Below are 24,457 nucleotides of genomic sequence, written 5' to 3'. Positions count from 1 at the left end.
AAAGTAGGTCATCGCCAGGCTCTTATTTTGCAGAACCCCCAGCCCCAAAAGGCTGGGGGTTTTTGCTTTGGCGCGGCGGAAAATCACGCCCGCGCCCCTCATGCCGTCATCCGCCGGTCCGCGACAGCCAGCGCAACGCCGGCCAGGCAGCAGCCTCCAACCAGCAATGCGGCTGGCACGGTGCCGTGCACTGCCAGTGAGCTGGCCGCAACCGGCATCAGCATCAGCACAGCCAGGTTGTTGATGCTTTCCGAGACGGCCAGAATCTGCCCCTTTGCTGCGCCGGCCCGCCGAGCCAGGATGGCGGTGCTAGATGGCGCCGCGATGCCGAGTGCCGCGCCCCACGCCAGCAGGCAGCCAAGCGACCCGGGCAACCCCAAGACGCCTGTCGTGAACAAGGTCAGGGCCACGGCGACAAGCGCGGTGGCCACTATCAAAACACTTTCCTCGCGCGCGAAGCACTGGCTGGCACGCCCTGCCAGCAGATTGCCAACGGCCAGGCCGAGGCCGAACACCGAAAGTGCCGCGCCGACGCCGGCCACGCCGAGCCCGTAACGCAGCCGCAGCACTTCCCCCGCTAGTACATAGGCCGCTACGGCGCTTCCATTCCAGGCGCCTTTCGCGATCAATGGAAGCAGGATGCCTGAAGATGCTGGGACGTTCCTGGATTTTTCCTGGCAGTCGCCGCTACGCGGCAGATTGCGCGGAAGTACGTGGCAGCCGGCAAGAAGGGCCGCCAGGCAACCACCTGCGGTGACAAGGAAGGGAGCGCGCCAGCCGAATCCATCGGCCAGTATCCCGGCCACTGCCGGGCCTGCGGCAATGCCGGCGGTCATGCCTAGCATGACGCCGCCCATGGCGCCAGCCTGCCGCGCCGGGGGAACCAGATCTGCGATCAATGCGAAGACGGTGGGAATCGTGGCCGCGGCGGCGAGCCCGCCGAGGATACGCAATGCCATGGCGGCATGCAGCGTAGGGACGAGCGTGAGGGCGATGCCATCGAGTGCGAACAACAGCAATGCAGCCAGCAGCACGCGGCGCCGTCCGGCACGATCGGAGAACCAGCCCATCAACGGCGCGGCCAAGGCATAGGAAAGGGCATAGGCAGAAACGAGTCCCGATGCGCGCGCCGGGGTGGTGGCAAAGGCGTCTGCAAGCGGCGCCAGCATCGGTGACAACATGAATTCAGCAGCGCCGACCATGCACACGGCTAGGGCAAGCACGGGCAGCAGGCAAGGAGATGGCATAGGGTAGCCTCCTCGGGCTTCAACATTGATGGGACGTGGCGATACCGGCCAAGACGTGCGAAACGCGACGTAACAAGGGCGCATCGCCGCCTAACAGTGGGTAAATCCGGAAAATGAATGCGCCGCTGAGTCGGGCAAGATGGGTGGTGCGAGCCGGCACCGGGTACTGCGAGAAGGGGCGATTCAGAAAGATCGCCGGGAAGTCAGGGATGATTCTATCGTATTGCCAGCAATCAGGGGCCACCGGTGCCCAGGCACCGGTGGCATGGCGGAAAGTTAGTCGGCCTCGATCTGCATCGACTTCAGCAGCGGCTGCCACTTGTCGCTCTCAGCCTTGAGCAGTGTGCGCAGGCCTTCCGGCGTCTGCTTGTCGACCGGCACGATTTCCGCACCCAGGCCATCGAGTTTCTTGATCACCACGGGATCTTGCAGCCCCTTCTGCAGCGCCTTGGTCAGCCGCGCCACTGCAGCGGGCGGCGTGCCCTTGGGCGCGTAGATGCCGTGCCAGACCTTGACGTCAAAGCCCTTGAGACCGCCTTCCTGCAGCGTTGGCGCACTGGGCAGCGCCTTGATCCGCGCCGGCGTGGTCACGCCGAACAGGCGCACGCGGTCGGCCTGGATATGGGGCAGCGTGGCCGTGGTCTGGTCGCACAGCAGGTCGACCTGGCCGCCCAGCAGTGCGGTCAGCGCGGGGCCGGCGCCCTGGTAAGGAATTGCATTGAGCTTGACGTGGACCGATTGCTCGAACAGCACGCCGCATAGTTGCGATACGGCGCCCAGCCCGGCATTGGCCAGCGACACCTTGTCCTTGTTCTGCGTCACGTAGCGGATCAGTTCCGGCACGGTCTTGGCCGGCAGGTCCTTGCGGCCCATCAGGGTCATCGGCACGTCCGCGACCTGGCCGACATACTCGAAATCCTTCAGCGGCGCGTACGACAGCTTCTTGTACAGTGCCGGCGCGGTCGCCATGCCATTATGGTGGATCAGCAGCGTATAGCCGTCCGCCTGTGCGCGGGCGACAAAGGCGGCAGCCACGGTGCCGCCGGCGCCGGTGCGGTTTTCCACCACCACGCTCTGACCGAGATCCTGCGACATCGCCTGCGCCAGCGTGCGTGCCACGACGTCGGTCGGGCCGCCGGCGGAGTAGGGGACGACCAGCGTGATCGGCTTGCCGGGGTAGGCGTCAGCCGCTGCCGCGGCGCTTGTGCCAGCCAGCGCCGAGGCCATCACCATCACGCCCGCCAGCCATCGTGGCCCGGCGCGCAAATCCTTCGCATCCTTCATTGCTGTCTCCAGATTGGTGCCGCGCCGTGAGTCCGGGGCGGCTTGTCGGGGTTGCGCGGCTAGCATGGGGGTATGCCGCCGCGACCGCAATCTGGTTCTCGTGAAGGGTGCCTAATCCGTGATGGAAGATCAGGCCGGCTGGCTGGTAGCCCGGTTGCCTCGGCACTGCACTGGTCAGGCGACCTCGGCCACGCGCACTTCCACCAGCAGCTTCTTCAGTTCCGGCACGCACGAGCCGCAGTTGCCGCCGGCCTTGACGCAGGCGGTGATCTCCGCGGGCGTCTTCAGGTCGTGCTTGCGCACGGCGTCGCAGATGGTGTTGCGGCCCACGCCAAAGCACGAGCACACGGTCGGGCCGGTGTCGGCGCCTTTCTCCATCGGCTGGCCGAGCAGCAGGCCGATGCGGTCGGCGTCTTCCAGCCGCTCGCGGCCGAACAGGCCGGCGAGCCACGCGCGCGAGGGCAACTCGGGCCGCGTCGACACGTAGACGCACGCTTCCAGCCGGTCGTTGACGACATAGCCCGCATGGTAGACGCCGGCGGTGCGGTCCTCGTACTCGAGCCAGTCGGCGTCCGGATCGGTCACGCCGAGCAGCGCGCGGGCCCAGGCGGTGCGGTCGGCCACGGTGTCGCGGCCGGCGAATTCATAGCGCTGGAACTGGCGGCCCTGCACGCGCGTCCAGTAGGTCAGCGCTTCCGCGGGCAGCGCGCTGCGGCTCAGCACGAAACCATGCCAGTTCACGCCGAATGGCTCCACCCGTACTGGCGTGTGCTTGAATTCGGGCTCGCCGGAAACGGGATCGACCACGGGATTGACCAGCGCGCCGACGCGTGCGTCGGAGCTGAACTGGCCGTTCCAGTGGATCGGCACGAACACGCTGCCGCGCGGGATGCCGCCGCCATGGCGCACGCGTGCCACCATCGCGCCCCAGCGCGTGCTGACGCGCGCGAGCTTGCCTTCGCCCACGCCGGACAACAGCGCGTCCTGCGGGTGCATGTCGACGAAGGGTTCGGGCAGGTGGTCGGCCAGCTTGGCCGACTTGCCGGTGCGCGTCATGGTGTGCCACTGGTCGCGCACGCGGCCGGTGTTGAGGATCAGCGGGAAATCGTCGTCGGGCGCGTGGGCCGGCGCGCGCGGCGGCGCGGCGACAAAGCGGGCCAGGCCGTCGGCATGGGCGTAGCGGCCGTCGGCAAACAGGCGCTGCGTGCCGGCGCCAGCCGGTGCGCCCGCTGGCAGCGGCCATTGCACGGGCTCCAGCGCGTCATAGTGCTCCTGGTCCAGGCCGGCCAGCCCGCCGATGTCGAACACGCGCGGTGCGGCATCGTTGCGCCAGGCGCTCAGGCGCGCGTGCTCGTCGAAAATCTCATGCACGCCCGCATAGTCGAAGCCGTCAAAGCCCATGCGGCGCGCGACGTCGCACAGGATCCGCCAGTCGGCGCGCGCCTCGCCAGGCGCGGGCAGGAAGGCACGCTGGCGGGAAATGCGTCGTTCCGAGTTGGTAACGGTGCCGTCTTTCTCGCCCCAGCCCAGCGCGGGCAGCAGCACGTGCGCGGCAGCATTGGTGTCGGTGCGCTCGATGATGTCGCTGGTGACCACCAGTTCGCACCTGGCCAGCGCGCGGCGCACCTGGTCGGCGTCGGGCAGGCTTACCACCGGGTTGGTGGCGATCACCCAGACCGCCTTGACGCGGCCGGCTTCGATCGCCTCGAACAGTTCCACCGCCTTCAGGCCCGGGCGGTCAGCCACCACCGGCGATTGCCAGAAGCTCTGCACGACGTCGCGATGCAGCGGGTTGGCCAGTTCCATGTGCGCGGCCAGCATGTTGGCCAGGCCGCCGACCTCGCGCCCGCCCATTGCATTGGGCTGGCCGGTAAGAGAGAACGGGCCCATGCCCGGGGCGCCGATGCGGCCGGTCAGCAGGTGGCAGTTGATGATGCTGTTGACCTTGTCGGTGCCGGCCGACGACTGGTTGACGCCTTGCGAGAAGGCGGTCACGGTCTTTTCCGTATCCGCGAACAGCTGGTAGAACGCCAGCACGTCCTGCACGTCCAGCTTGCAGGCGCGGGCCACGGCAGCGGGATCGGCGCAGGCCGCGTCCGCGGCCTGCAGGGCTTCATCCAGCCCCGCGGTGCTGGCGGCGACGAAGGCGGCGTTGGTGCGGCCTTCGCGCGCCAGGTAGCTCAGCAGCCCGTTGAACAGCCACACGTCGGTGCCCGGGCGGATCGCCAGGTGCAGGTCGGCCAGTTCGCAGGTGGCGGTGCGGCGCGGGTCGATCGCCACGATCTTCATCTCGGGGCGCGCTTCCTTGGCCCGGGACAGGCGCTGGAACAGGATCGGATGGCACCACGCGGTGTTGGAGCCCACCAGCACCACCAGGTCGGCCAGTTCCAGGTCTTCGTAGTTGCCCGGCACCAGGTCTTCGCCGAAGGCGCGCTTGTGGCCGGCCACTGCCGACGACATGCACAGGCGCGAGTTGGTGTCGATATTGGCGCTGCCGATGAAGCCCTTCATCAGCTTGTTGGCGATGTAGTAGTCCTCGGTCAGCAGCTGGCCCGAGACATAGAGCGCGACCGAATCCGGGCCGTGGCGGCGGACGATGTCCGAGAAGCCTTGCGCGACGGTGTCCAGCGCATGGTCCCACGAGACTTGCTGCAGGGAGCCATCGGTGCCGCGCACCTTGGGGTGGAGCAGGCGGCCTTCCAGGTCCACGGTTTCACCGAGCGCCGAGCCTTTCACGCACAGCCGGCCGTGATTGGACGGGTGCTGCGCGTCGCCCGCGATCTCGACCTGGCCGTCGGCGCGCACGGTGGCGCGCACGCCGCAGCCGACGCCGCAGTACGGGCAGGTGGTGGCGGTGGTGGTGGTCAGGATCGCCGAGACGACCGGGATGTCGGACAGGTTCACGCGTTCTCCGTGCGGGGGCGTTATATGGCTTACGGTGATGCTTATGCGGCGAGCGCTTCGCACTGCGCCTGACCGAACAGCAGGCGCTGGCGCAGCGCGCCCACCGGCGTGCGGCGCTGGATCATGTCGAAGTACCAGGGGCCGTCCTGCACGTCGCCGTACAGCACGGCGCCGACCAGATAGCCGTCCTGCAGCACCAGGCGCTTGTAGACGCCGCGGCGCGGGTCGCGCAGCACCAGGTCTTCACTGCCTTCGGCGCCGATGAAGTCGCCGGCGGAATACAGGTCGACGCCGGTCACTTTCAGTTTAGTCGCGGTGGCCTGCTGCACGTAGTGGCGATGGCCGGCGCCGGCGAGGTGCGCGGCGCACACGCGCGCCTGATCCCAGATCGGCGCCACCAGGCCGAAGGTGGCCTGGCGATGCTGCACGCACTCGCCCACGGCGTAGATGCGCGGATCATAGGTCTGCAGCGTGTCGTCGACGACGATGGCGCGCTCGCAGTGCAGGCCGGCGCCGGCGGCCAGCTCGATATTGGGGCGCACGCCGGCGGTCATCACCACCAGGTCGGCGGGGATCTCGCTGCCGTCCTTGAAGCGCACGCCGGTGACGCGGTCGATGCCGAGAATCTCCGCGGTCTGAGCGCCCAGCAGGAAGCGCAGGCCCTTGCGTTCGAGCGCGCCCTGGAGCAGCGTGGCAGCGGGCTTGTCGAGCTGGCGCTCCATCAGGCTGTCGGGCAGGTGCACCACGGTCACGTCCATGCCCTGGCGCAGCAGCCCGTTGGCGGCCTCCAGGCCGAGCAGGCCGCCGCCGATCACCACCGCATGGCGGTGGTCGCGCGCGGCTTGCTGCATGGTCTCCACGTCCTGGATATCGCGGAAGGCGATCACGCCGTCAAGCTGGTGCCCCGGCACCGGCAGGATGAAGGGCTTGGAGCCGGTGGCCAGCAGCAGGCGGTCGTAGCGCACTTCGCGGCCGGAGGCCGAGCGCACGATGCGGCGCGGGCGGTCGATGGCCACCACCGGATCGCCGGCAAGCAGTTCGATGCCATGCTCGGCGTACCACTCGCGCGTGTTCAGCATGATGTCCGCTACCGTCTTCTCGCCGGCCAGCACCGGGGATAGCAGGATGCGGTTGTAGTTGCCGTGCGGCTCGGCCCCGAACACCGTGATGTCGTACAGGTCCGGGGCGAGCCTGAGCAGCTCTTCCACAGTGCGCATGCCGGCCATGCCGTTGCCGACGACGACCAGGCGCGGGCGGGCTTGGGGGGTGGCGGAAGGCGTCATGCCGGCATCTCCGTTGGCGTGGCTTGAGGACAGGGGGAACATCAAATGGGCGCCGGTGTCAGGCTGCGAGTTCTTCCTCGGCCTCGCTCACGGCCACGCCGGCGGCAATCCAGACCTTGCCGTCATAGACGCGTGCGGCGTAGGCACTGACGGACTGCTCGGGCGCTTCCAGGCATTCGCCGGTGCGCAGGTCGAAGTGATGCTTGTAGATCGGCGAAGCCACCACCAGGCGCTCGCCGAGGTTGCCGACCAGCCCGCGCGACAGCACCGCGGCCTGCGAGTTGGGATCGAAGTTGTCGATGGCGTAGACTTCGTCGCCACGGCCGATGCGGAACACGGCGACCTGCTTGTCGTCGACCAGCGCGCACACACCAGTATTGGGCACGATATCGCGTACGGTGCAGACGGCGGTCCAGGTCTCAGGATGGTGGGGATGGCTCATCACGTTCTCCTTGTTTGCGGCACGGTCAGGCTGCTTTTGCGGGCATGGCAACCACGGGAATCTGGCTCAGGCGAGAACGACGCAATTTCCGTTCCTCCGGCGTGGCCGGGCGGATCTGCCCGCGCTCTTCGACAAAGGCGACGTTGTCGTCGCGGCGGTCGCTGTTGACGAAATGGCGGAAGCGCTTGCGCGTCTCGGGATCGGTCACGGCCTTCTTCCACTCGTCTTCGTAGGTGTCGACCACATGCTGCATCTCGGCTTCCAGTTCGGCGGCGAGGCCCAGCTTGTCGTCCAGCACCACGGCCTTGAGGTAGTCCAGGCCGCCTTCGAGGTTGTCGCGCCAGACGCTGGTGCGCTGCAGGCGGTCGGCGGTGCGCACGTAGAACATCAGGAAGCGGTCGATGTAGCGCACCAGGGTGTCGTGGTCCAGGTCGCTGGCCAGCAGCTCGGCGTGGCGCGGCTTCATGCCGCCGTTGCCGCACACGTACAGGTTCCAGCCCTTGTCGGTGGCGATCACGCCAACGTCCTTGCCCTGCGCCTCGGCGCATTCGCGGGTGCAGCCGGACACGCCGAACTTGATCTTGTGCGGCGCGCGCAGGCCCTTGTAGCGGTTCTCCAGCTCGATCGCCAGGCCCACCGAATCGCCCACGCCATAGCGGCACCAGGTGGAGCCCACGCACGACTTCACCGTGCGCAGCGCCTTGCCGTAGGCATGGCCGGACTCAAAGCCGGCGGCGATCAGTTCTTCCCAGATGAAGGGCAGTTCCTCGGCGCGCGCACCGAACAGGTCCACGCGCTGGCCGCCGGTGATCTTGGTGTAGAGACCATACTTCTTGGCCACCTGGCCGACCGCGATCAGGCCCTCGGGCGTGACTTCGCCGCCCGGCATGCGCGGCACCACCGAATAGGTGCCGTCCTTCTGGATGTTGGCCAGGTAGTAGTCGTTGGAATCCTGCAGGCTGGCGTGCTCTTCCTTGAGCACGAACTCGTTCCAGCACGAGGCCAGGATGCTGCCCACCGCGGGCTTGCAGATGTCGCAGCCCATGCCCTTGCCATGCGCTTCCAGCAGCGCATCGAAGGTCTTGAACTTGCCCACGCGAACCAGGTGATACAGCTCCTGGCGCGAGTACGGGAAGTGCTCGCAGAGGTGGTTGTTGACGGCCATGCCCTGCTTCTTCATCTCGGCCTTCATGATCTGCGTGACCAGCGGCACGCAGCCGCCGCAGGCGGTGCCGGCCTTGGTGCAGGTCTTGAGCGCGCCGATGCTGGTGGCGCCGTCGCACACGGCCGCGCAGATCTCGCTCTTGGAGACGTTGTTGCACGAGCAGATCTGGGCGGTGTCGGGCAGGGCATCGGCGCCCAGCGCGGGCTTGGCCTTGCCGCTGCTGTCGGGCAGTATCAGGAACTCGGGCGACTCGGGCAGCTCGATCTTGTTCAGCATCATCTGCAGCAGCGTGCCGTACTCGCTGGCGTCGCCGATCAGCACGCCGCCCAGCAGGTACTTGCCGCAGTCGGACACCACCAGCTTCTTGTAGACCTCCTTGCGGTCGTCGCAGAACTGGTAGAAGCGCGCGCCCGGCACGGTGCCGTGCGGGTCGCCGATGCTGGCCACGTCCACGCCCATCAGCTTGAGCTTGGTGCTCATGTCGGCGCCGGCAAACTCGGCGGCTTCGCCCTGCAGGTGGCGCGCGGCGACGCGGGCCATGTCATAGCCCGGCGCCACCAGGCCGTAGATCTTGCCTTGCCACAGCGCGCATTCGCCGATGGCGTAGATGTCGGGATCCGAGGTGAGGCACTGGTTGTCCACCACGATGCCGCCGCGCTCGCCCACCGCCAGGCCGCTGGTGCGCGCCAGTTCGTCGCGCGGGCGGATACCGGCCGAGAACACGATCATGTCGGTGTCGAGGTGGGTGCCGTCGGCAAACACCATGCGGTGGGTGCCGTCTTCGCCGTCGATGATCTCCACCGTGTTCTTGCCGGTGTGCGCGGTCACGCCCAGGCCATGGATCTTCTGGCGCAGCATGCGGCCGCCGCCTTCGTCGACCTGCACCGCCATCAGGCGCGGCGCAAACTCGACCACGTGCGTCTGCAGGTCCATGTCGCGCAGCGCCTTGGCGCACTCCAGGCCAAGCAGGCCACCGCCGACCACTACGCCGGTCTTCGAGCGCGCACCGCATTCGCGCATCGCTTCCAGGTCTTCGATGGTGCGATAGACAAAGCAGTCCTTGCGGTCCTTGCCCGGCACCGGCGGCACGAAGGGGTAGGAACCGGTGGCGAGGATCAGCTTGTCATAGGACAGGGTCTCGCCGGTCGACACCTTCACCGTGCGCGCGGCGCGGTCGATCTCCACCGCACGCGCATTCAGGCGCAGCAGCATGTTGTTGTGCTGCTCGAAGAAGCCGGCGGGCACCAGCGACAGGTCCTCGGCTGACTTGCCGGCGAAGAATTCGGACAGGTGCACGCGATCGTAGGCGGGACGTGGTTCTTCGCACAGCACGGTCACTTCCACGTTCTGCGCGCCGGCTTCCGCCAGGCACTCCAGGAACTTGTGACCCACCATGCCGTGGCCGACGATGATCAGTTTCATGATGCTTTCCTTGTCCGGTAGTCAGTCTTTGCTGCTTGTTGTGCTGTGGGGGCGATGCTTCAAAATCAGCTGGCCATTGCGCTGTCGTACAGCGCCTGCTCCTGGGCCTTGTGCTCGGCGGTGAAGCGGATGGCGATGGCGCAAAGTGCGGAGATGGTGGCGAGCACGCCCAGCACTGTCAGCGTGTGCTGCAGGTCGCCCAGGCCCTTGAGCAGGAAGCCCGCGGCGACGGCGCCAACGTTGCCGCCCGCGCCGATGATGCCGGCCACGCCGCCCAGCGCCTTGCGGTCGATAAAGGGCACCAGCGCGTAGGTCGCGCCGCAGGCCATGTGGGTGAACAGGCCGAACAGCAGCATCGCGACCACGGCCAGCGTCACACTGCCGGCCTGCGCGAACCACAGCAGGCCCAGGCCTTCGCCCAGGATCAGCACGAACAGCAGCGTGGCGCGTGCGTCCAGGCCGCGGCGGCGCGCCGCCTTGTCCGACAGCCAGCCACCCAGGGCGCGGGCAAACAGCGCCAGCAGGCCGAAGCTCGCGGCGGCCATGCCGGCAGCCTTCAGGCTCAGGCCGAAGCGGTCCACGTAATACGAGGCGGCGATGTTGTGGATGAAGATCTCAACGCCGAAGCAGGCGCCGTAGGTGATGAACAGCAGCCACACGCGGTAGTTGGCGCTGGCGGCGCGGAAGCTGGCCCAGCCGCCGCCCTTGCCACCGTCCTTGCCGGTGATGGCGATGCCGCGGGCGCGCAGGTCCGAGTAGTTGCCTTCCGGGCAGTCCTGGGTGAAGCGCCAGTAAATGACGGCCATGATCAGCATCAGCACGCCCGGCACCAGCAGGGCGAAGCGCCAGCCGAACGCGTGGTCGGCGCCGAGCATCAGCACGGCAGCCAGCAGCAGCGGCATGATGGCCTGTGCGGCGCCGCCGCCGGCATTGCCCCAGCCGGCCGCGGCCGCGTTGGCGGTGCCGACCACGTTGGGCGCGAACATCACCGAGGTGTGGTACTGCGTGATCACAAAGCTGGCGCCGACTGCGCCGATCAGCAGGCGGAAGGTCAGGAAGGTCTCGTAGTTCTGTGCCAGCGCCACGCCCAGCACCGGCAGCGCGCCCAGCGCCAGCAGGCCGGTGTAGGTCTTGCGCGGGCCGAAGCGGTCGCACATCGGGCCAATCACCAGGCGCACCAGGATGGTCACCGCCACCGCCGCGATATTGATGTTGGCGATCTGGCCCGGGGTCAGGCCGAACTCGCCCTTGAGCACAGGCATCAGCGGAGCGCAGGCAAACCACGCAAAGAAGCAGACGAAGAACGCCATCCAGGTCAGGTGGAAGGCGCGCATCTGCGGGGTCCTAAAGCTCAGCAGCTCGATGCGGGTGGCTTTGGCGGTCATCGTCCTTGGCTCCAAAAAACAAATGGCGTCCCGCAGACCAGGCCGCTCAGGCCAGTTCAGGGGACGCCGTTGTCCTGACAGCCACTACATGGGATAGGGGCTGCGTATGTGGGGTGGGCCGGTCGCCGTTGACGGGCCCGTACCCTGTTACGCAAGGGGTGTGCCAGGCCGGCATGTGACGGTGAGTGGGGGTTTGTTGCGCTGGGTGCGGCGGAGTGATGCCGGGATGCGCTGTGGTGGGGCGGCCGCCGGGCTGGCGGCACACTCATGGTGCAGTGCGGTGGGCTGCGCTGGTGCGATGCAATACCGCGGTCGGCGCTACTGGTCCGAAGCCGGGGACTGGGCGTTGACGGGAATGATCCGCATATCGCGCGGCGACACTTCCACGCCGTCCTCGTCGACCAATGCCGCGCGCACCAGCTTGCCGCTGGCGCGCGAGCGGATCTGCACCGGGCCTTCGCCGGACGGGGCCATGTGGCTGTCGCCCCACTGCATCAGGCCGACCAGCACCGGCAGCAACTCGACGGCGGCGCGGGTGGGGCGGTATTCGAAGCGTTCGCGCTCGCCGGGCTCGCGGTAGCCGACCTTGCGCAGCAGGCCGGCGTCGGTCAGCGTCTTGAGGCGCGCGGACAGCACCGCGGGCGAGCATTCCAGCCGGCGCAGGAAGTCGTCGAAGCGCGTCACGCCATGGAAGACATCGCGCAGGATCAGGATCGTCCACTTTTCGCCGATCAGCGAAAGCGTCGCGGCAATCGAGCAGTGGCGGAGGTCGGACGCATTGAGGGTCATGATGCCGGCAAGCATAGCATGCTGACTTCATTTGCAAAAGTCAGGTTATCTCCTATACTCTGACTACGAATTTTGAATCCAGATGGTGCCGGGATGGATGATCAGAGCGAGGCCCGCACGGGCAAGGCGGAAAGCTGGACGGTGGGACGGGGCGTGCAGGTCACGCTGCGCCATACGCGGCCTCAGGATGGCGGGGCGCTGCGCGCGCTGGTGGATGGGCTCTCGCGTGAGAGCCGCTACTTCCGCTTCCTGAGCGGCGGGCGCGTGGTGGACGCGATTGTCGACGGCCTGGCCGCGCCCGGACCTGGCGGGGTGGCGCTGGTGGTGGAGGCGCCCGACGAAGTTGGTGTCTCAGCCATTGTCGCCAGCGCGGAATACGTGGTGTCCGGGCACGTCGGGGAATTTGCCGTGGTGGTTGCCGACGGCTGGCAAGGGCAGGGACTGGGGCGGCGCCTGATCGCCAGGCTGTGCGAACTGGCGCGCGCGGCCGGCCTGCGCACCCTGCGCGGCGACGTGCTCAGCGAGAACCGCCGCATGCTGGCCATCCTGCGCGGCCTCGGCTTTGCCAGCCGCCGCAATCCGCAGGACAGCCACCTGCATGAAGTCACGCTGGCGCTTGGCCAGCCGGCGCGCAGCCCGCAGCGGCTGCCGGCGGACTGGTTCGGCGCGCGCTGATTAACTGGCGTCGCGCTTGCCGCGCGAGGTCATGGTGCAACCTGCCGAGGCCGTGATGATGCTGGCGATCGCCAGCCATTGCAGCGCGCTCAGCTGTTCATGCAGGAACGCCAGCCCGGCCAGCGCGCCCATCGCCGGCTCCATGCTCAGCAGGATGCCGAAGGTGCGCCGGTGCAGGCGCTTGAGCGCCACCATTTCCAGCGAATAGGGGATCGCGCTCGACAGGATGCCCACCGCCAGCCCGAACAGCAGCAGCGTCGGGCTGAACATCGCGGTGCCCGCATGCGCGAGCCCGAACGGCAGCACCACCAGCGCCGCCATGGTCAGCCCCAGCGCGGTGGCCTGCCCGCCGTGGGCGTTGCCCGCCATCTGCCCGAACACGATATACAGCGCCCAGCCCACGCCCGCGGCCAGCGCATAGCCGATGCCCACCGGATCGAGCGTGCCGGCGGCATCGCCGACCGGCAGCAACAGCAGCAGCCCGGCCACGGCAAAGGCGATCCACAGGAAATCAATTGCGCGCCGCGACGACAGCACCGCGACCGCCAGCGGCCCGGTGAACTCGATCGCGATCGCCAGCCCCAGCGGGATGGTGCGCAGCGACATGTAGAACAGCAGGTTGGTCGCGCCCAGCGCCGCGCCGTACAGCGCGATCGCGCGCGCGTTGGTTCGCGTCAGCGGGATGCGCCACGGGCGCCAGACGCACAGCAGGATCAGCGCGGAGAAGCTCACCCGCAGCGCCGTGGTGCCCTGTGCCCCGAGCGCCGAGAACAGGCTCTTGGCAAAAGAGGTGCCGATGCACAGCGAGGCCATCGAGCCGGTCAGGGCCAGCACGGCGAGCAGGGTCGAGCGACGGTGGGCGGCGGTTTGCGGCAATTTGGGGATCCTGTTTTATGGCGTGGCCTGTGCAATGCTGCCGCATCATGCGGCAAGCACGGCGCGGGCGCCATATACAGGTGCGGGCCAGTGGCTCAGTACAGTTGGCCGTGCCCCGGGCACGCCGCTGCTCAGTGATCCCGAGCCGCCGCCTTGCGCCGCTTGCCGGGTTTGCTGGCGCAGTCCGGGCAACGCCCCAGTAGCGTCAGCTCGTGGTGCTCCACTTCGAAACCCGGTGGCGTGATCTCTTCCAGATGCCCGGGGCACCCTTCCAGCGGGAAGACGCGGTCGCACGACAGGCACTGGAAATAGTGCCGGTGGGTCGCGGCGCCCGGCACTTCCGACAATTCATAGCGGTCCGGCTGGCCCGGCAGTTCGACGGCATGCACCTGCTCGCCTTCCACCAGGGCACGGATGTTGCGGTAGACCGTAGCCAGTCCCAGTGAGGGCACCTGGTGCTGGGCCGCGGCCAGGATCTCGGCCGGGCTCAGGGGCCGGCCGGCTTCGCGCAGCGCGTCGATGACGGCGCCGCGTTGACGGGTCATGCGTTCCATGACTAGAATCTTAATGAGAAATTATTATCATTAGTGAGTCGCTGCGGTTTGCCAGTCGGATGGCCGCCGCCGCGACTCGTTTTTATTGGGGTGTTCCTTATGCTGCTTGCGCAGCTCAGCCGTGCCCGGCGCCGCGCGCCGTTTTCGTTCCTGCCTGTTGTGCCAGACCTGCGCCCGGTCCAGGCGCGTTCATTGCGGCCGGTTGCTGCCCTGATGCTGGCGATGTCCGGCCTGGCCGAGGCGGCGGATACCGCCGAGGCCTCCGATATTACGCTGCCGGCGGTGTCGGTGGTCGGCACGGCCTCCGCATCATACAACCCGCCCGACGCCTCCGGCGCGACCCGCACCGACACGCCGCTGCGCGAAATTCCACAGTCGGTGCGCGTGGTGCCGCGCGCCATGCTGGACGATATCGCCGCGACCCGTTTCGACCAGACCTTCGACTATGTCAGCGGCATCGCGCGCCAGAACAACTTCGGCGGCCTGTGGGACAACTTCGCCATGCGCGGCTTCACCGGCCATGAGAACACCGGCGCGGGCTACCTGATCAACGGCTTTGCCGCCAACCGCGGCTATACCGCGCCGATGGATGCGGCCACGATCGAACGCGTGGAAGTGCTCAAGGGCCCGACGTCATCGCTGTACGGCACCAGCGAGCCGGGCGGCACCTTCAACGTGGTCACGCGCCAGCCGCAGTTCCGGCCTGCGCAGCGCTATGGCTTCGAGCTTGGCACGCGCGACGGCTATCGTGCCACGGCCGATGTCACCGGCCCGCTTGGCGAGAACGTGGCCGGCCGGCTGATCGCCGTGGCCGACCACCAGGGCAGCACGCGCGACTACATCAACAGCCAGCGCTACCTGGTGGCGCCGTCGTTCACCTGGACCCTGGGCAACGACACCGTGCTGCAGTACGCGGCCGAATTCCAGCGCTACACCACGCCGATGGACCGCGGCGTGGTGGCCGTCAACGGCCAGCTGGGCCGCATCCCGCGCTCGCGCTTCCTGGGCGAGCCCGGCGACGGCGACATGCGGCTGGACAGCCAGTCGCACCAGCTCAGCGTGGAGCACCAGTTCAGTCAGAACTGGAAGGGCAGGCTCGGCCTGTCCTACCGCGGCGGCGCACTGACGGGACATAGCAGCGAGGCGACTTCACTGGCCGCCGACGGCCGCACGCTCTGGCGCCAGCGCCGCTACCGTGACTTCCAGTCGGACGATGTCTCGCTGCAGGCCAGCGTGACCGGCAAGTTCAGCACCGGCCCGGTCGGGCATGAACTGCTGATGGGGGTGGATGCCTACCGCTTCGGCAATACCATGGCGATCCTGCGCAAGAACCCCAGCGCCGCGGCGCCGTACGCGATCGACATCTACGACCCGGCCTATGGCCAGCCGGCGCCGCCGATGCCGTGGAACATGGACACGTACGAGCGCCAGCGCAATCTCGGCGCCTACGCGCAGGACCAGCTGAGCCTGGGCGAGCGCTGGCGCGTGCTGGCCGGCGTGCGCTTCGACGCCTTCGACCAGTCGCTGGACAACCACCTGCGCGGCACGCGCACCACGCAGCACCAGAACGCAGTGTCGCCGCGCGTGGGCGTGAGCTACCTGGCCAGCCAGAACGTGTCGCTGTTTGCCAATGCCAGCCAGTCATTCCGTCCCAATGCCGGCGCCGACGCCGCGGGGCTGCCGTTCGACCCCGAGCGCGGCCGCGCGGTGGAGGCCGGCATCAAGTTCGACAGCGAGGACCGCCGCAGCGGCGCCACGCTGGCCATCTTTGAGATCCGCAAGCGCAATGTGCTGGCCACCGACCCGTCCGATCCCTCCTTCTATATCGCCGCCGGCGAAGCGCGCAGCCGCGGCCTGGAGCTGGATGTGGCCGGGCAGCTTGGCACCCACTGGCGCGTATCGGGCAGTTTTGCGCTGACCGATGCCGAGATCACGCAGGACACGCGCCTGGCCGCCGGCACGCCGCTGTCCAACGTGCCGCGCACCAGCGGCAGCGTGCTGGCGGTGTACGAGGATGCCGCGCCGGTGGGCCAGCGCTATGGCGTTGGTGCCGGCCTGCGTTATGTGGGGCGGCGTCCGGGCGATGTGCAGGACAGCTTCTCGCTGCCGGCCTATGTGCTGGTGGACCTGCATGGCTACTGGCAATACAGCCGCAACGTGCGCGTGTCGCTCAACGTGGGCAACCTGTTCGACAAGACCTATTACGCCAGTTCGTACAGCAGCCTGTGGATTGCGCCGGGCGCGGGCCGCAGTGTGCGGCTGGGCGTGCAACTGAGCTATTGACGATGCTGCCAGCCAAGGCGCGCACTGCCGCGCCCCTGTCTTCTCCGACAGACTTCCCTTCTGCCGCGGTCGCGCGGCCGGCCGGCGGCCGGCTGCTGTCCATCGACGCTCTGCGCGGACTGGTGATCCTGATCATGCTGCTGGACCACGTACGGGACATGTTCTTCCTGCACGTCCAGGTGGCCGATCCCATGGATGTCGCCACGACCTCTCCGGCACTTTTCTTCAGCCGGCTCGCCGCGCATCTGTGCGCACCGGTTTTCATCTGGCTGGCCGGCATATCGGTGTGGCTCTACGGTGCCGCCGGGAACGACCGGCGCGCCGTCAGCGGCTTCCTGCTCAGGCGCGGCGTGTTCCTGGTGCTGCTGGAGGTGACGCTGGTCGGCTTTGCCTGGACCGGGACCTTGCCGCCGCAGGTGATCTACCTGCAGGTGATCTGGGCCATCGGCCTGAGCATGATGGCGCTGGCGGCACTGGTGTGGCTGCCGCGGGCAGTGCTGATTGCCGCGGGCATTGCGCTGGTTGCCGGCCACAACCTGCTGAGCCCGCTGCATTTCCCGGTGGACAGCGCCTGGCACGTGCCCTGGGCCATCCTGCACGACCGCACCTGGATCGAGGTGGCTGATGGTTTCAGGGTGCGTACCTCATACCCGGTGCTGCCGTGGATCGGCGTGATCGCGCTGGGCTATGCGGCGGGGCCGTGGTTTGCCGTCACGGTGCCTGCCGCGGTACGGCAGCGGCGGCTGGCTGGATGCGGGCTGGCGGCGCTGGCAGGCTTTGCGGTGCTGCGCGCGCTGAACGGCTACGGGCAAGAGCAGAAATGGCTGGCGGGCAGCGACGCCTTGCATACCGCGATGAGCTTCCTCAACGTCACCAAATACCCGCCGTCGCTGCTGTTCCTGCTGCTGACACTGGGCGTGGGCTGGTTGCTGCTGGTGTGGCTGGAGCGAGCGCAGGGCGGCTGGATCGCGCGGCGCCTGGCCGTGTTCGGCGCCGTGCCGATGTTCTTCTACCTGCTGCACCTCTACGTGCTGCAGGGGCTGTACCAGGCTTGCGTGCACCGCTGGGGCCTGAACCAGGGCAAGGTGTTCGGCCTCGACCACGTCTGGCAGCTGTGGCTGGGCGCGGCCGTGCTCGCCCTGGCGCTGTGGCCGGCGGTGCGCTGGTTCGCGGCGCTGAAAGCAAGGCGGCGGGACTGGCGCTGGCTGAAGTACTTCTGACCAGCGCCTGGGTCCCGCACGTCCCGGCTCAGCGCGGCGTGGCCGCGACGGGTGCCGGCTGTGCCGCCGCCGGGGATTGCGCCGGAGCCTGAGGTTGCGCTGCGGCCTGGGGCTGGGCTGCTGCCTGAGCCGGTGCCACGGCTTGAGGCTGTGCGGCGGCTTGGGGCCGTGCCACGGCCTGAGGTTGCGCCGCGGCTGGAGGCTGCGCCACGGCCTGCGGCTGCGCCACGGCTTGAGGCCGTGCCACCGCCTGGGGCTGTGCCGCGGCTTGCGGCCGCGCGGCCGGTGCCTGGCGTGCGCCGCCATTGGCCGCCGGGGCGGCCTCGGTCACCTCGCGCCAGCCGCCGCCGAGCGACTTGTACAGCGATACGCGGCTGGTCAGGCCGGCCAGCTTGTACGTGATCAGCGCCTGCTGCGCGGTGTAGAGCTGGCGCTGCGCGTCGAACACGCCGAAGTAGTCGTCCACGCCGTTCTTGAAACGCATTTCCGACAGCCGCCGGGTCTCGCTGCCTTCGCGCACCAGCGCTTCCTGCGCCTGCACCTGGCGCTCGTAGGTGGCGCGTGCCGCCATGCTGTCGGCCACTTCGCGGAACGCGGTCTGGATGGTCTTCTCGTAGTTGGCGATGTTGATGTCCTTGCGCACGTTGGCCGCATCCAGCCCGGCCCGGTTGCGGCCGGCGTCGAAGATCGGCACGGTCAGCTGCGGCGCGAACACCCATGCCATGCCGCCGGAGAACAGCCCCGCCAGGCTGCTGCTGGCCACGCCCAGCGCGCCGGTCAGCGAGATGCGCGGGAAGAACGCCGCGCGTGCCGCGCCGATATTGGCGTTGGCCGCCTTGAGGCGGTGTTCGGCGTTGAGGATGTCGGGGCGGCGCACCAGCACGCTGGACGGCAGCCCTTCGGGGAACTCACTCACCAGGGTGCGCGCGTCCAGCGGATCTCGCGCGGCGGCGTTGGCGTTGGCCGTTGCCGCGCCGGCATCGGTCACGGATTTCGGCAACGGGCCGCCGATCAGCAAGGACAGCGCGTTCTCATCCTGCGCCACCTGCCGCGTGTATTGCTCAACGCCGACCTGCGAGGTCTGCACCTGGGTTTGCGCGCGATGCTGGTCCAGCTGCGCCATCGCACCAACCTGCCGCCCGCGCCGCACCATCTCCGCCGCGTCCTGCTGCGTCTTCAGCGTGTCCTGCGACAGCTTCAGCAGCGCGCGGTCGGCCAGCAGCGTCAGGTAGGCGTTGGCCACCTCGGACACCAGGCTGATCTGCGCGCTGCGGCGCGCTTCCTCGGTGGCCATGTATTCCTCGAGCGCGGCATGCTTGAGGCTGCGCACCCGGCCGAAGAAATCAAGCTCGAACGCCGTAAAGCCGATGCCCGCGTTGTAGGTGGTGATCTGCGGCGACTGGCCCGCCGCGCGCAGCCGTTGCGGCAACCGCTGCGAGACCATGCCGGCATTGCCTTCCACCGTGGGGAACTGCGCCGCGCGCTCGATCTGGTACAGCGCGCGCGCTTCGTCGATGGCAAGCGTGGCCATGCGCAGGTCGCGGTTGTTGGCCAGCGCCAGTTCGATCAGCTGGCGCAGTTGCGGGTCGACGAAAACATCGCGCCATCCCAGGTCCGCGGCCGAAGGGCCGGCGGGTTGAGCCGGCTGGCCCGGCTGCGCCGCACCGGCCTGCGGGGTGCGGTAGGCAGCGCCCTCCGGCCACGCCGACGGGACCGGCGCGTCGGGGCGCTGGTACTGCGGTTCGAGCGTGCAGGCAGCAAGGGCCAGCACGAGTGCGCCGGGCAGCAGCAGGCGCGGCGGGGGCAGGGTACGGGGGCGTGGCAGGCTTCGCATGGATGGTTCCGGAGAGTGGAGATTGTTATCTGGCATGGTTCAGCCCAGCAGCGCGCGCCGCACAAAGCGCGACAGCGCCAGCTTGGGCTGCCCCTGCCGGGCAATGTTGTGTGCGGGATCGGTGAACAGCAGCCGGATCAGCGCGTGGCGCGCCGCCATGCCGGCGTTCAGGGCGATGCCCAGCAACTGGCCGTCGCGGCGCACCACGCGGCACGGGATCCAGCCGGCCTGCGCCAGCCACAGCGCGCCCTCGGTGCCGGCTGGAATGGCCGGCGCCAGCGGCGTGGTGACGGCAACGCCGTTGCAGGAAAGATCCCTGGTGGTCACGCGGTATTCCTTGCCATCCACGCGCAGCAGCGCTGCCGCGCGGTGCGGGAAGCGCTCTTCCTTGCGCGGGCGCGGCAGTTCCACGCAGACCAGCAGCGAGGCCAGGTACAGCATCAGCGCCACCCCGGTCCAGATGGTGTTGAAGGCGAGCCCTTGCGCATCGGGGTCCACCACCAGGGCGCGGCCCAGTCCCAGCGCGGAGAAGCCCAGCAGCCCCGCGTACAGTGCAGCGAACTTGCCGTGGATCACCAGTTTGGAGCGGTCCAGCCCCTTGTTGGTCACCTTGAAAGGCCGTCCGAACGGCTTGAACATCGCGCTCACCAGCGATGCGGTGACGGCCAGCGCCGCCACGATCTGCGTGACTTCGGTGAAGATCGGCAGCGCGCGCTGGCCGGTGATCCAGATGCTGTACGCCCAGTACGCCACCAGCGCCGGCAGGCCGTAGGCGAGAAACTGCAGCGGCTCGCCATACAGGGTGGAGACGCCGAGGTACCAGTACAGCAGCGGCCCTGCCAGCAGCATCAGCGTGAATGGCCGCGACAGCCAGTGCAACAGGCCGTGCACGTAGTGCAGCCGCTGCATCCCGGTGTAGCCGCGCCCGCGCAGCGGCCCGTCCGCGGTCAGCGCCACCTGGATCGTGCCCAGCCCCCAGCGGCTGCGCTGGCTGATGTACTCGGGCAGGCCTTCGGCTGACAGGCCCACGCTCAGGCGCTCATTGAGCCAGCGCGTGATATAGCCGTGCGGCAGCAGCCGGTAGGTCAGGTGGATGTCCTCGGTCACCGTGCCGGTGGGGAAGCCGCCGATCAGGTCGATCAGGTCGCGCCGCACCACGAACGAGGTGCCGATGCAGAACGCCGCGCCCCAGGCGTCCTTGGCCGGCTGCATCACGTCGAAGAAGGCGCGTTGCTCATCGACCCAGCATTCGGTGGCACGCAGGTTGTACTGGATCGGATCCGCGTTGTAATAGAACTGAGGTGTCTGCACCACGCCCACGCGCGCATCGCTGAACAGCCCCACGGTGCGCAGCAGGATATTGCGATGCGGCGCGAAGTCGGCGTCCAGCACCAGGATGTAGGGCGCGCCGCCGGCCGCGGCGCTGTGGCGCAGGCCGTTGTTGAGATTGCCGGCCTTGGCGTGGGCGTTGTCCGGGCGCGTCACGTAGTGCGCGCCGACCCGTTCGCAGAACTCGCGCAGCCAGTCGCGGCGGGTGTCGTCCAGCACCCAGACGCGGAAGTCGGGATAGTCGATCGCCAGCGCCGAGACAATGGTCTTCTCCAAAATGTCCAGGCCTTCGTTGTAGGTGGCGATGAAGATGTCCACCGGCGGCACCTGCTTCGCGCGGCGCAAGGCGGCCTCGCCCGCGTCGGCGTCGGGGGTGTGGTTGCTGGTGCGCGCCAGCACCACGATCGACAGCAGCGTATAGGCCAGCGTCATGCATTCGAAGGCAAAGAACACATGGGCCCACACGCTGGCGAAGTTCATCTGCCAGTCGGGCAGCGTTTCGCGGACGCGCCAGGTCAGGTATACCGCCAGCAGCAAGGCGGTGACGCCGCCGAACAGCACGCGGTCCGCCGGCCGGTCTTGCCGGCACAGCATCGAGAGCAGCACCATCGCCAGCAGCACGCCGCCGTTGATGACCAGCAGCGTCTGGTTTTCCAGAAACAGGGCGAACATCGTCACTCCTTGGCGGCGGTGTTGATAGGGGCGGTTGCAGGTGCCGCGGCCGCAATGGCCGGCGGCGGGCAGGACGGTTCCAGGCATCCGCCCGGACGGAAGGGGTTCCAGCGCGCCGCGGCCAGCACGGCCCATGCAGTGGCGCCCAGGTGGGGCAGGTGGAAGTAGTGGAAGTCCTCCGTGGTCGAGGTGGGCCCGATCGACAGCCCGGTGCTGATGCGCGCCTCGGGCGTGGCGTAGAGCATCCCGGACGGCGCCCGCTGCGACAGCAGCAGCTGCCACAGTGGCTGCGCCTGTTGCGCCTGCCCGGCGGCCTGCAGCACCAGCGCGGCCTGCCCGGTGCCTTCGGTCCAGATGCCGTCGGGGCCACCCTTGAAGCCGTAGCCCGCGCCGGCGCGGTGCTTGGCCTCCACCCACGCCAGGTTGCGGCGCCAGTCCTGCGGCGGGTCCGGGATCGCGATCAGCGGCCACAGCACCGCATCCAGCGCGGACGGGCCGGCGTTTGGCGCGCGCCCATCGTCGCGTGTGCCGATGATGAAGCGGCCCTCGCGCGCCTGCCACATGGCGCCGACAAAGCCGCGCGAGCGCGACGCGCCGTCGCGCCAGCGCGGATCGTTGCGCTGGCTGGCGAGCCAGCTGAAGGCGGCATAGGTATCGACGTTGTGCTCGGTTGATTTCCAGCCCTGGCGGGTCTGCTTCGGTTCATGGCCGAAGAAGCCGCCGATGTAGCCGGCGGGCGCGCCCGTGTCGGGCACGGTGGCATGCACCCAGCCCATCAGCGCGGCGGCGCCATCCAGGTAGCGCGCATCGCGGGTGGCCTCATGCACGGCCAGCAGCAGCAGCGCGGCCCAGGCCACGTTACCGGTGGCAGTGCCGGCCTGGTAGGCATCTTCAAACCAGCGCTTGCTGGGCTCGTCCCACCAGCCTGGCAGGGGCACCGCGCCGGCCGGCAGCGGGCCGGCGCGATAGGCGTTGCGCAGGCGCGCATCGCGGAAGTGGCGGTCCTGGCGGGTTGCCTGCAGCACGGCGTCGGCAATGCGGCGCGCTTCGGCGGGACGCTTGCAGGCCACCAGCGCGATGCCGGCCAGCGCGTTGTCGTAGACGAAGGCGGCATTGCGCAGCGCCGGGGCCAGCGGCCCGCCGCCCGGCGCCGGCTCATAGCTGGCGAGAAACAAGGGGCCGTTGCCGCTTTCACGGCTGACGCGCTCGGCCAGGGTCTTGCAGCCGTCGGCCAGCAGGGTCTGCTGGGCAGGCTCGGCAGCGCGCGCCGCGCCTGGCGCCAGCGCGAGCACGGCGGGAAGCAGCGCGCCGGCAACCAGGCGGGGCAGGCGTGCAGTCGGGATCGGCAGTCGCATCCGGGTCTCCTTTGCCTGCGTCGGCGGTTATATCAGCGATGCCCGCAGCTGGCCCAGCCAGCTCTGGTTCAGCGTCACGCGCGCCCAGCGGCCCATGCCGCAATGGCCGGACTGGGTTGGCCCTGCCGCTGCCCGTGCTGCTGCCCCTGACGCCCCGCCAGCCTTGCCGGGCACGTTGCCCAGCGGGCGGTCGAGCTTGGCGATCACATAGATCTCGTTCTTCTCGATCGGCGGGAAGGGCACGAAGTAACGCGCCTGGTCGCCGTCCGGCGCGCGCGGCAGTACCTCTGCCACCGATGCCGGCAACGCCGTGGGCACGCCGTCGACATTCACGTTCAGCCGTGCACCGGGCAGCAGGTTGTCGCTGAGGCTGCGCGGGAACACCGCAACCACGCGCGTCTGCGCGCAGTTGCTGGCGCGCGCCAGGGTGGCGCCGGCGGCCACGCGCATGCCGGGCTGCGCGATCAGGTCTTCGATGGTGCCGGGTTCGGCCGAGCGGATCTCCAGGTTCGAAAGCCGGTCGAGGCGTTCCTGTTCCGTGGCGATCATCTCGTCCACCGACTTGCCATAGGCCTCCAGTTGTTCCAGCTCTGCCGTCAGCTGTGCCGATTCCGCGCCCAGTACCTGGCGCCGCTGGGCCAGCGTGGCGCTGGGGCCGTCGGTGGATGAGGCATAGACCTTGTTGCGCGCGGCCTCGCTCACGCTGACTGCGTTATCGAGCTCGGCCTTGGCCGCTGCCTTGGCATTGGAAAGCATCGACAGCTGGTAGCGCGAGGCATTGGTGTAGGCCTCGCTGACGGCCCCGGCCCACTGCATGTTCTGGTTGCGGTTGACCACTTCCTGCTGCTGGTCTTCCTGTGCCCGGGCCGATGCCAGGCGCGCCTCCAGGGCGCGCACGCGCGCACCGTGCTCGCGTTGCGCAGCGCTGTTGTAGCGCTGCAGGTCCTGCTCGGTGGCGGCCATCAGCCGGCGGTTGCTTTCCAGCCGCGCGCGGGCGGAGTCATGGCGCTGCTGGTTGTCGAGCTTCTTGCCGGTCAGGTCGACCAGCAGCGAACGGTCGATGTTCGGGTTCTGCACGATCATCAGCGCCTGGTTGGCCGAGAACGACTGGCCCGCGGCCACCATCTGCTTCGTCACGATGCCTTCCACGGGAGAAGTCACCAGGCTGACCGGACTGTTCACCACGGCCCGCTCCGACGAGCGCGTAAACACATTTGGAAACATGATTGTCAGTACGGCCCAGATGATGAACAGCACCACGCCGTAGCCCGCCATGCGCGGCACGATGTGCCAGAGCGGCACGGTAACGGGCTGCGGGCGTTGCACCAGGCCGTCGCCGTGGGGCTGGCGCAGCGGAGCCGGTGTCAGCGGGTGTTGTCTGGGTGGCGGATTATTGCGCTGGTCGGCCATGGTGTTGTTCTCCGGCAAGCAAAGTCAAAAAGCGTCCCCGCCGGCATGCACAGGGTGCATGCCGGATGAGCGAAAATTCCACGCAAGCGGGTAGCGTCGCGCAAGGGCTGTCGCGCGGTGCCCGGCTTGCATGTCCCCAATTCAGCTTGTTGTCTGCAGCACGCTCGATGTGGCCAGGCCGTATCGGCGCGCCTTGCATTCGGGCCGACAAGCGGCCCCTGGATTTGCCCGGCTTCATCCGGGCAGAGTTGAACAATGGCCAGTCAATGGCCAAGAAGTGGCAGCCCGCTGACGCAAAGATTCATGCACTCAGGCCGCCGTGTGTGAG

At 68.5% G+C, this 24,457-nt stretch carries 17 protein-coding genes; 3 read left to right on the top strand and 14 right to left on the bottom strand.

Features of this window, described 5'->3' with window-relative positions; genetic code table 11:
- Window positions 1-98: 98 nt before the first annotated feature.
- The 8 genes from AC1Q6V_RS32760 to AC1Q6V_RS32725 all read right to left on the bottom strand — a co-directional run bounded on the left by AC1Q6V_RS32760 (window position 99) and on the right by AC1Q6V_RS32725 (window position 11,936).
- Window positions 99-1,247 (bottom strand): MFS transporter, encoded by a 1,149-nt coding sequence (locus AC1Q6V_RS32760; protein WP_010814243.1) that lies wholly within the window; start codon window positions 1,245-1,247, stop codon window positions 99-101.
- A 276-nt stretch (window positions 1,248-1,523) separates the two neighbouring features.
- Complete coding sequence (locus tag AC1Q6V_RS32755) at window positions 1,524-2,531, bottom strand: tripartite tricarboxylate transporter substrate-binding protein (protein ID WP_010814242.1); 1,008 nt, start codon at window positions 2,529-2,531, stop codon at window positions 1,524-1,526.
- 174 nt (window positions 2,532-2,705) lie between these two features.
- A complete protein-coding gene (locus AC1Q6V_RS32750) occupies window positions 2,706-5,435 on the bottom strand; it encodes a molybdopterin-dependent oxidoreductase (protein WP_454749132.1) in 2,730 nt (909 codons plus the stop codon).
- A 41-nt stretch (window positions 5,436-5,476) separates the two neighbouring features.
- A complete protein-coding gene (locus AC1Q6V_RS32745; RefSeq protein ID WP_010814240.1) occupies window positions 5,477-6,718 on the bottom strand; it encodes an NAD(P)/FAD-dependent oxidoreductase in 1,242 nt (413 codons plus the stop codon).
- A gap of 58 nt (window positions 6,719-6,776) precedes the next feature.
- Window positions 6,777-7,160: a nitrite reductase small subunit NirD gene (gene nirD / locus AC1Q6V_RS32740; RefSeq protein ID WP_010814239.1), complete on the bottom strand. Its 384-nt coding sequence runs from the start codon at window positions 7,158-7,160 to the stop codon at window positions 6,777-6,779.
- Window positions 7,161-7,185: 25 nt separating this feature from the next.
- Window positions 7,186-9,747, bottom strand: a complete 2,562-nt coding sequence (gene nirB / locus AC1Q6V_RS32735; protein ID WP_011616796.1) for a nitrite reductase large subunit NirB — start codon at window positions 9,745-9,747, stop codon at window positions 7,186-7,188.
- A gap of 65 nt (window positions 9,748-9,812) precedes the next feature.
- Window positions 9,813-11,132, bottom strand: coding sequence for an MFS transporter (locus tag AC1Q6V_RS32730; RefSeq protein ID WP_010814237.1), 1,320 nt, complete (start codon window positions 11,130-11,132; stop codon window positions 9,813-9,815).
- 318 nt (window positions 11,133-11,450) lie between these two features.
- Window positions 11,451-11,936, bottom strand: a complete 486-nt coding sequence (locus tag AC1Q6V_RS32725) for a winged helix-turn-helix transcriptional regulator (RefSeq protein WP_010814236.1) — start codon at window positions 11,934-11,936, stop codon at window positions 11,451-11,453.
- Window positions 11,937-12,014: 78 nt separating this feature from the next.
- Here AC1Q6V_RS32725 and AC1Q6V_RS32720 point away from each other — a divergent pair, with 78 nt between their 5' ends.
- Window positions 12,015-12,596, top strand: coding sequence for a GNAT family N-acetyltransferase (locus AC1Q6V_RS32720; protein ID WP_454749133.1), 582 nt, complete (start codon window positions 12,015-12,017; stop codon window positions 12,594-12,596).
- Here AC1Q6V_RS32720 and AC1Q6V_RS32715 read toward each other — a convergent pair whose 3' ends face one another.
- On the bottom strand, window positions 12,597-13,472 hold the full coding sequence (locus AC1Q6V_RS32715) for an EamA family transporter (RefSeq protein WP_010814234.1): 876 nt from the start codon (window positions 13,470-13,472) through the stop codon (window positions 12,597-12,599). It abuts the gene before it with no gap.
- A 131-nt stretch (window positions 13,473-13,603) separates the two neighbouring features.
- Window positions 13,604-14,026, bottom strand: a complete 423-nt coding sequence (locus AC1Q6V_RS32710; protein ID WP_010814233.1) for a Fur family transcriptional regulator — start codon at window positions 14,024-14,026, stop codon at window positions 13,604-13,606.
- Window positions 14,027-14,125: 99 nt separating this feature from the next.
- Here AC1Q6V_RS32710 and AC1Q6V_RS32705 point away from each other — a divergent pair, with 99 nt between their 5' ends.
- Window positions 14,126-16,309, top strand: coding sequence for a TonB-dependent siderophore receptor (locus AC1Q6V_RS32705; protein ID WP_454749134.1), 2,184 nt, complete (start codon window positions 14,126-14,128; stop codon window positions 16,307-16,309).
- 2 nt (window positions 16,310-16,311) lie between these two features.
- On the top strand, window positions 16,312-17,529 hold the full coding sequence (locus AC1Q6V_RS32700; RefSeq protein WP_454749135.1) for an acetyltransferase domain-containing protein: 1,218 nt from the start codon (window positions 16,312-16,314) through the stop codon (window positions 17,527-17,529).
- A 28-nt stretch (window positions 17,530-17,557) separates the two neighbouring features.
- On the opposite strand, the gene AC1Q6V_RS32695 is transcribed toward AC1Q6V_RS32700, so the two are convergent.
- From AC1Q6V_RS32695 to AC1Q6V_RS32680, 4 genes are read right to left on the bottom strand one after another with little or no spacing between them, the layout of a single operon-like run.
- The gene (locus AC1Q6V_RS32695; protein WP_010814230.1) at window positions 17,558-19,363 is read right to left on the bottom strand and encodes an efflux transporter outer membrane subunit; all 1,806 of its coding nucleotides are present in this window, start codon (window positions 19,361-19,363) and stop codon (window positions 17,558-17,560) included.
- 39 nt (window positions 19,364-19,402) lie between these two features.
- The gene (locus AC1Q6V_RS32690; protein WP_010814229.1) at window positions 19,403-21,364 is read right to left on the bottom strand and encodes a glycosyltransferase; all 1,962 of its coding nucleotides are present in this window, start codon (window positions 21,362-21,364) and stop codon (window positions 19,403-19,405) included.
- A gap of 2 nt (window positions 21,365-21,366) precedes the next feature.
- Window positions 21,367-22,719 (bottom strand): hypothetical protein, encoded by a 1,353-nt coding sequence (locus AC1Q6V_RS32685; protein ID WP_058698591.1) that lies wholly within the window; start codon window positions 22,717-22,719, stop codon window positions 21,367-21,369.
- Between the two features lie 27 nt (window positions 22,720-22,746).
- Entirely contained in the window at window positions 22,747-24,129 is a 1,383-nt protein-coding gene (locus AC1Q6V_RS32680; RefSeq protein ID WP_010814227.1) for an HlyD family secretion protein, read from the bottom strand.
- Window positions 24,130-24,457: the final 328 nt, after the last annotated feature.

The sequence above is a fragment of the Cupriavidus sp. GW823-FHT07B10 genome, assembly GCF_058794355.1.
The sequence above is the reverse complement of the archived record's forward strand: the minus strand, read 5'-3'. Positions and strand labels throughout refer to the sequence as shown.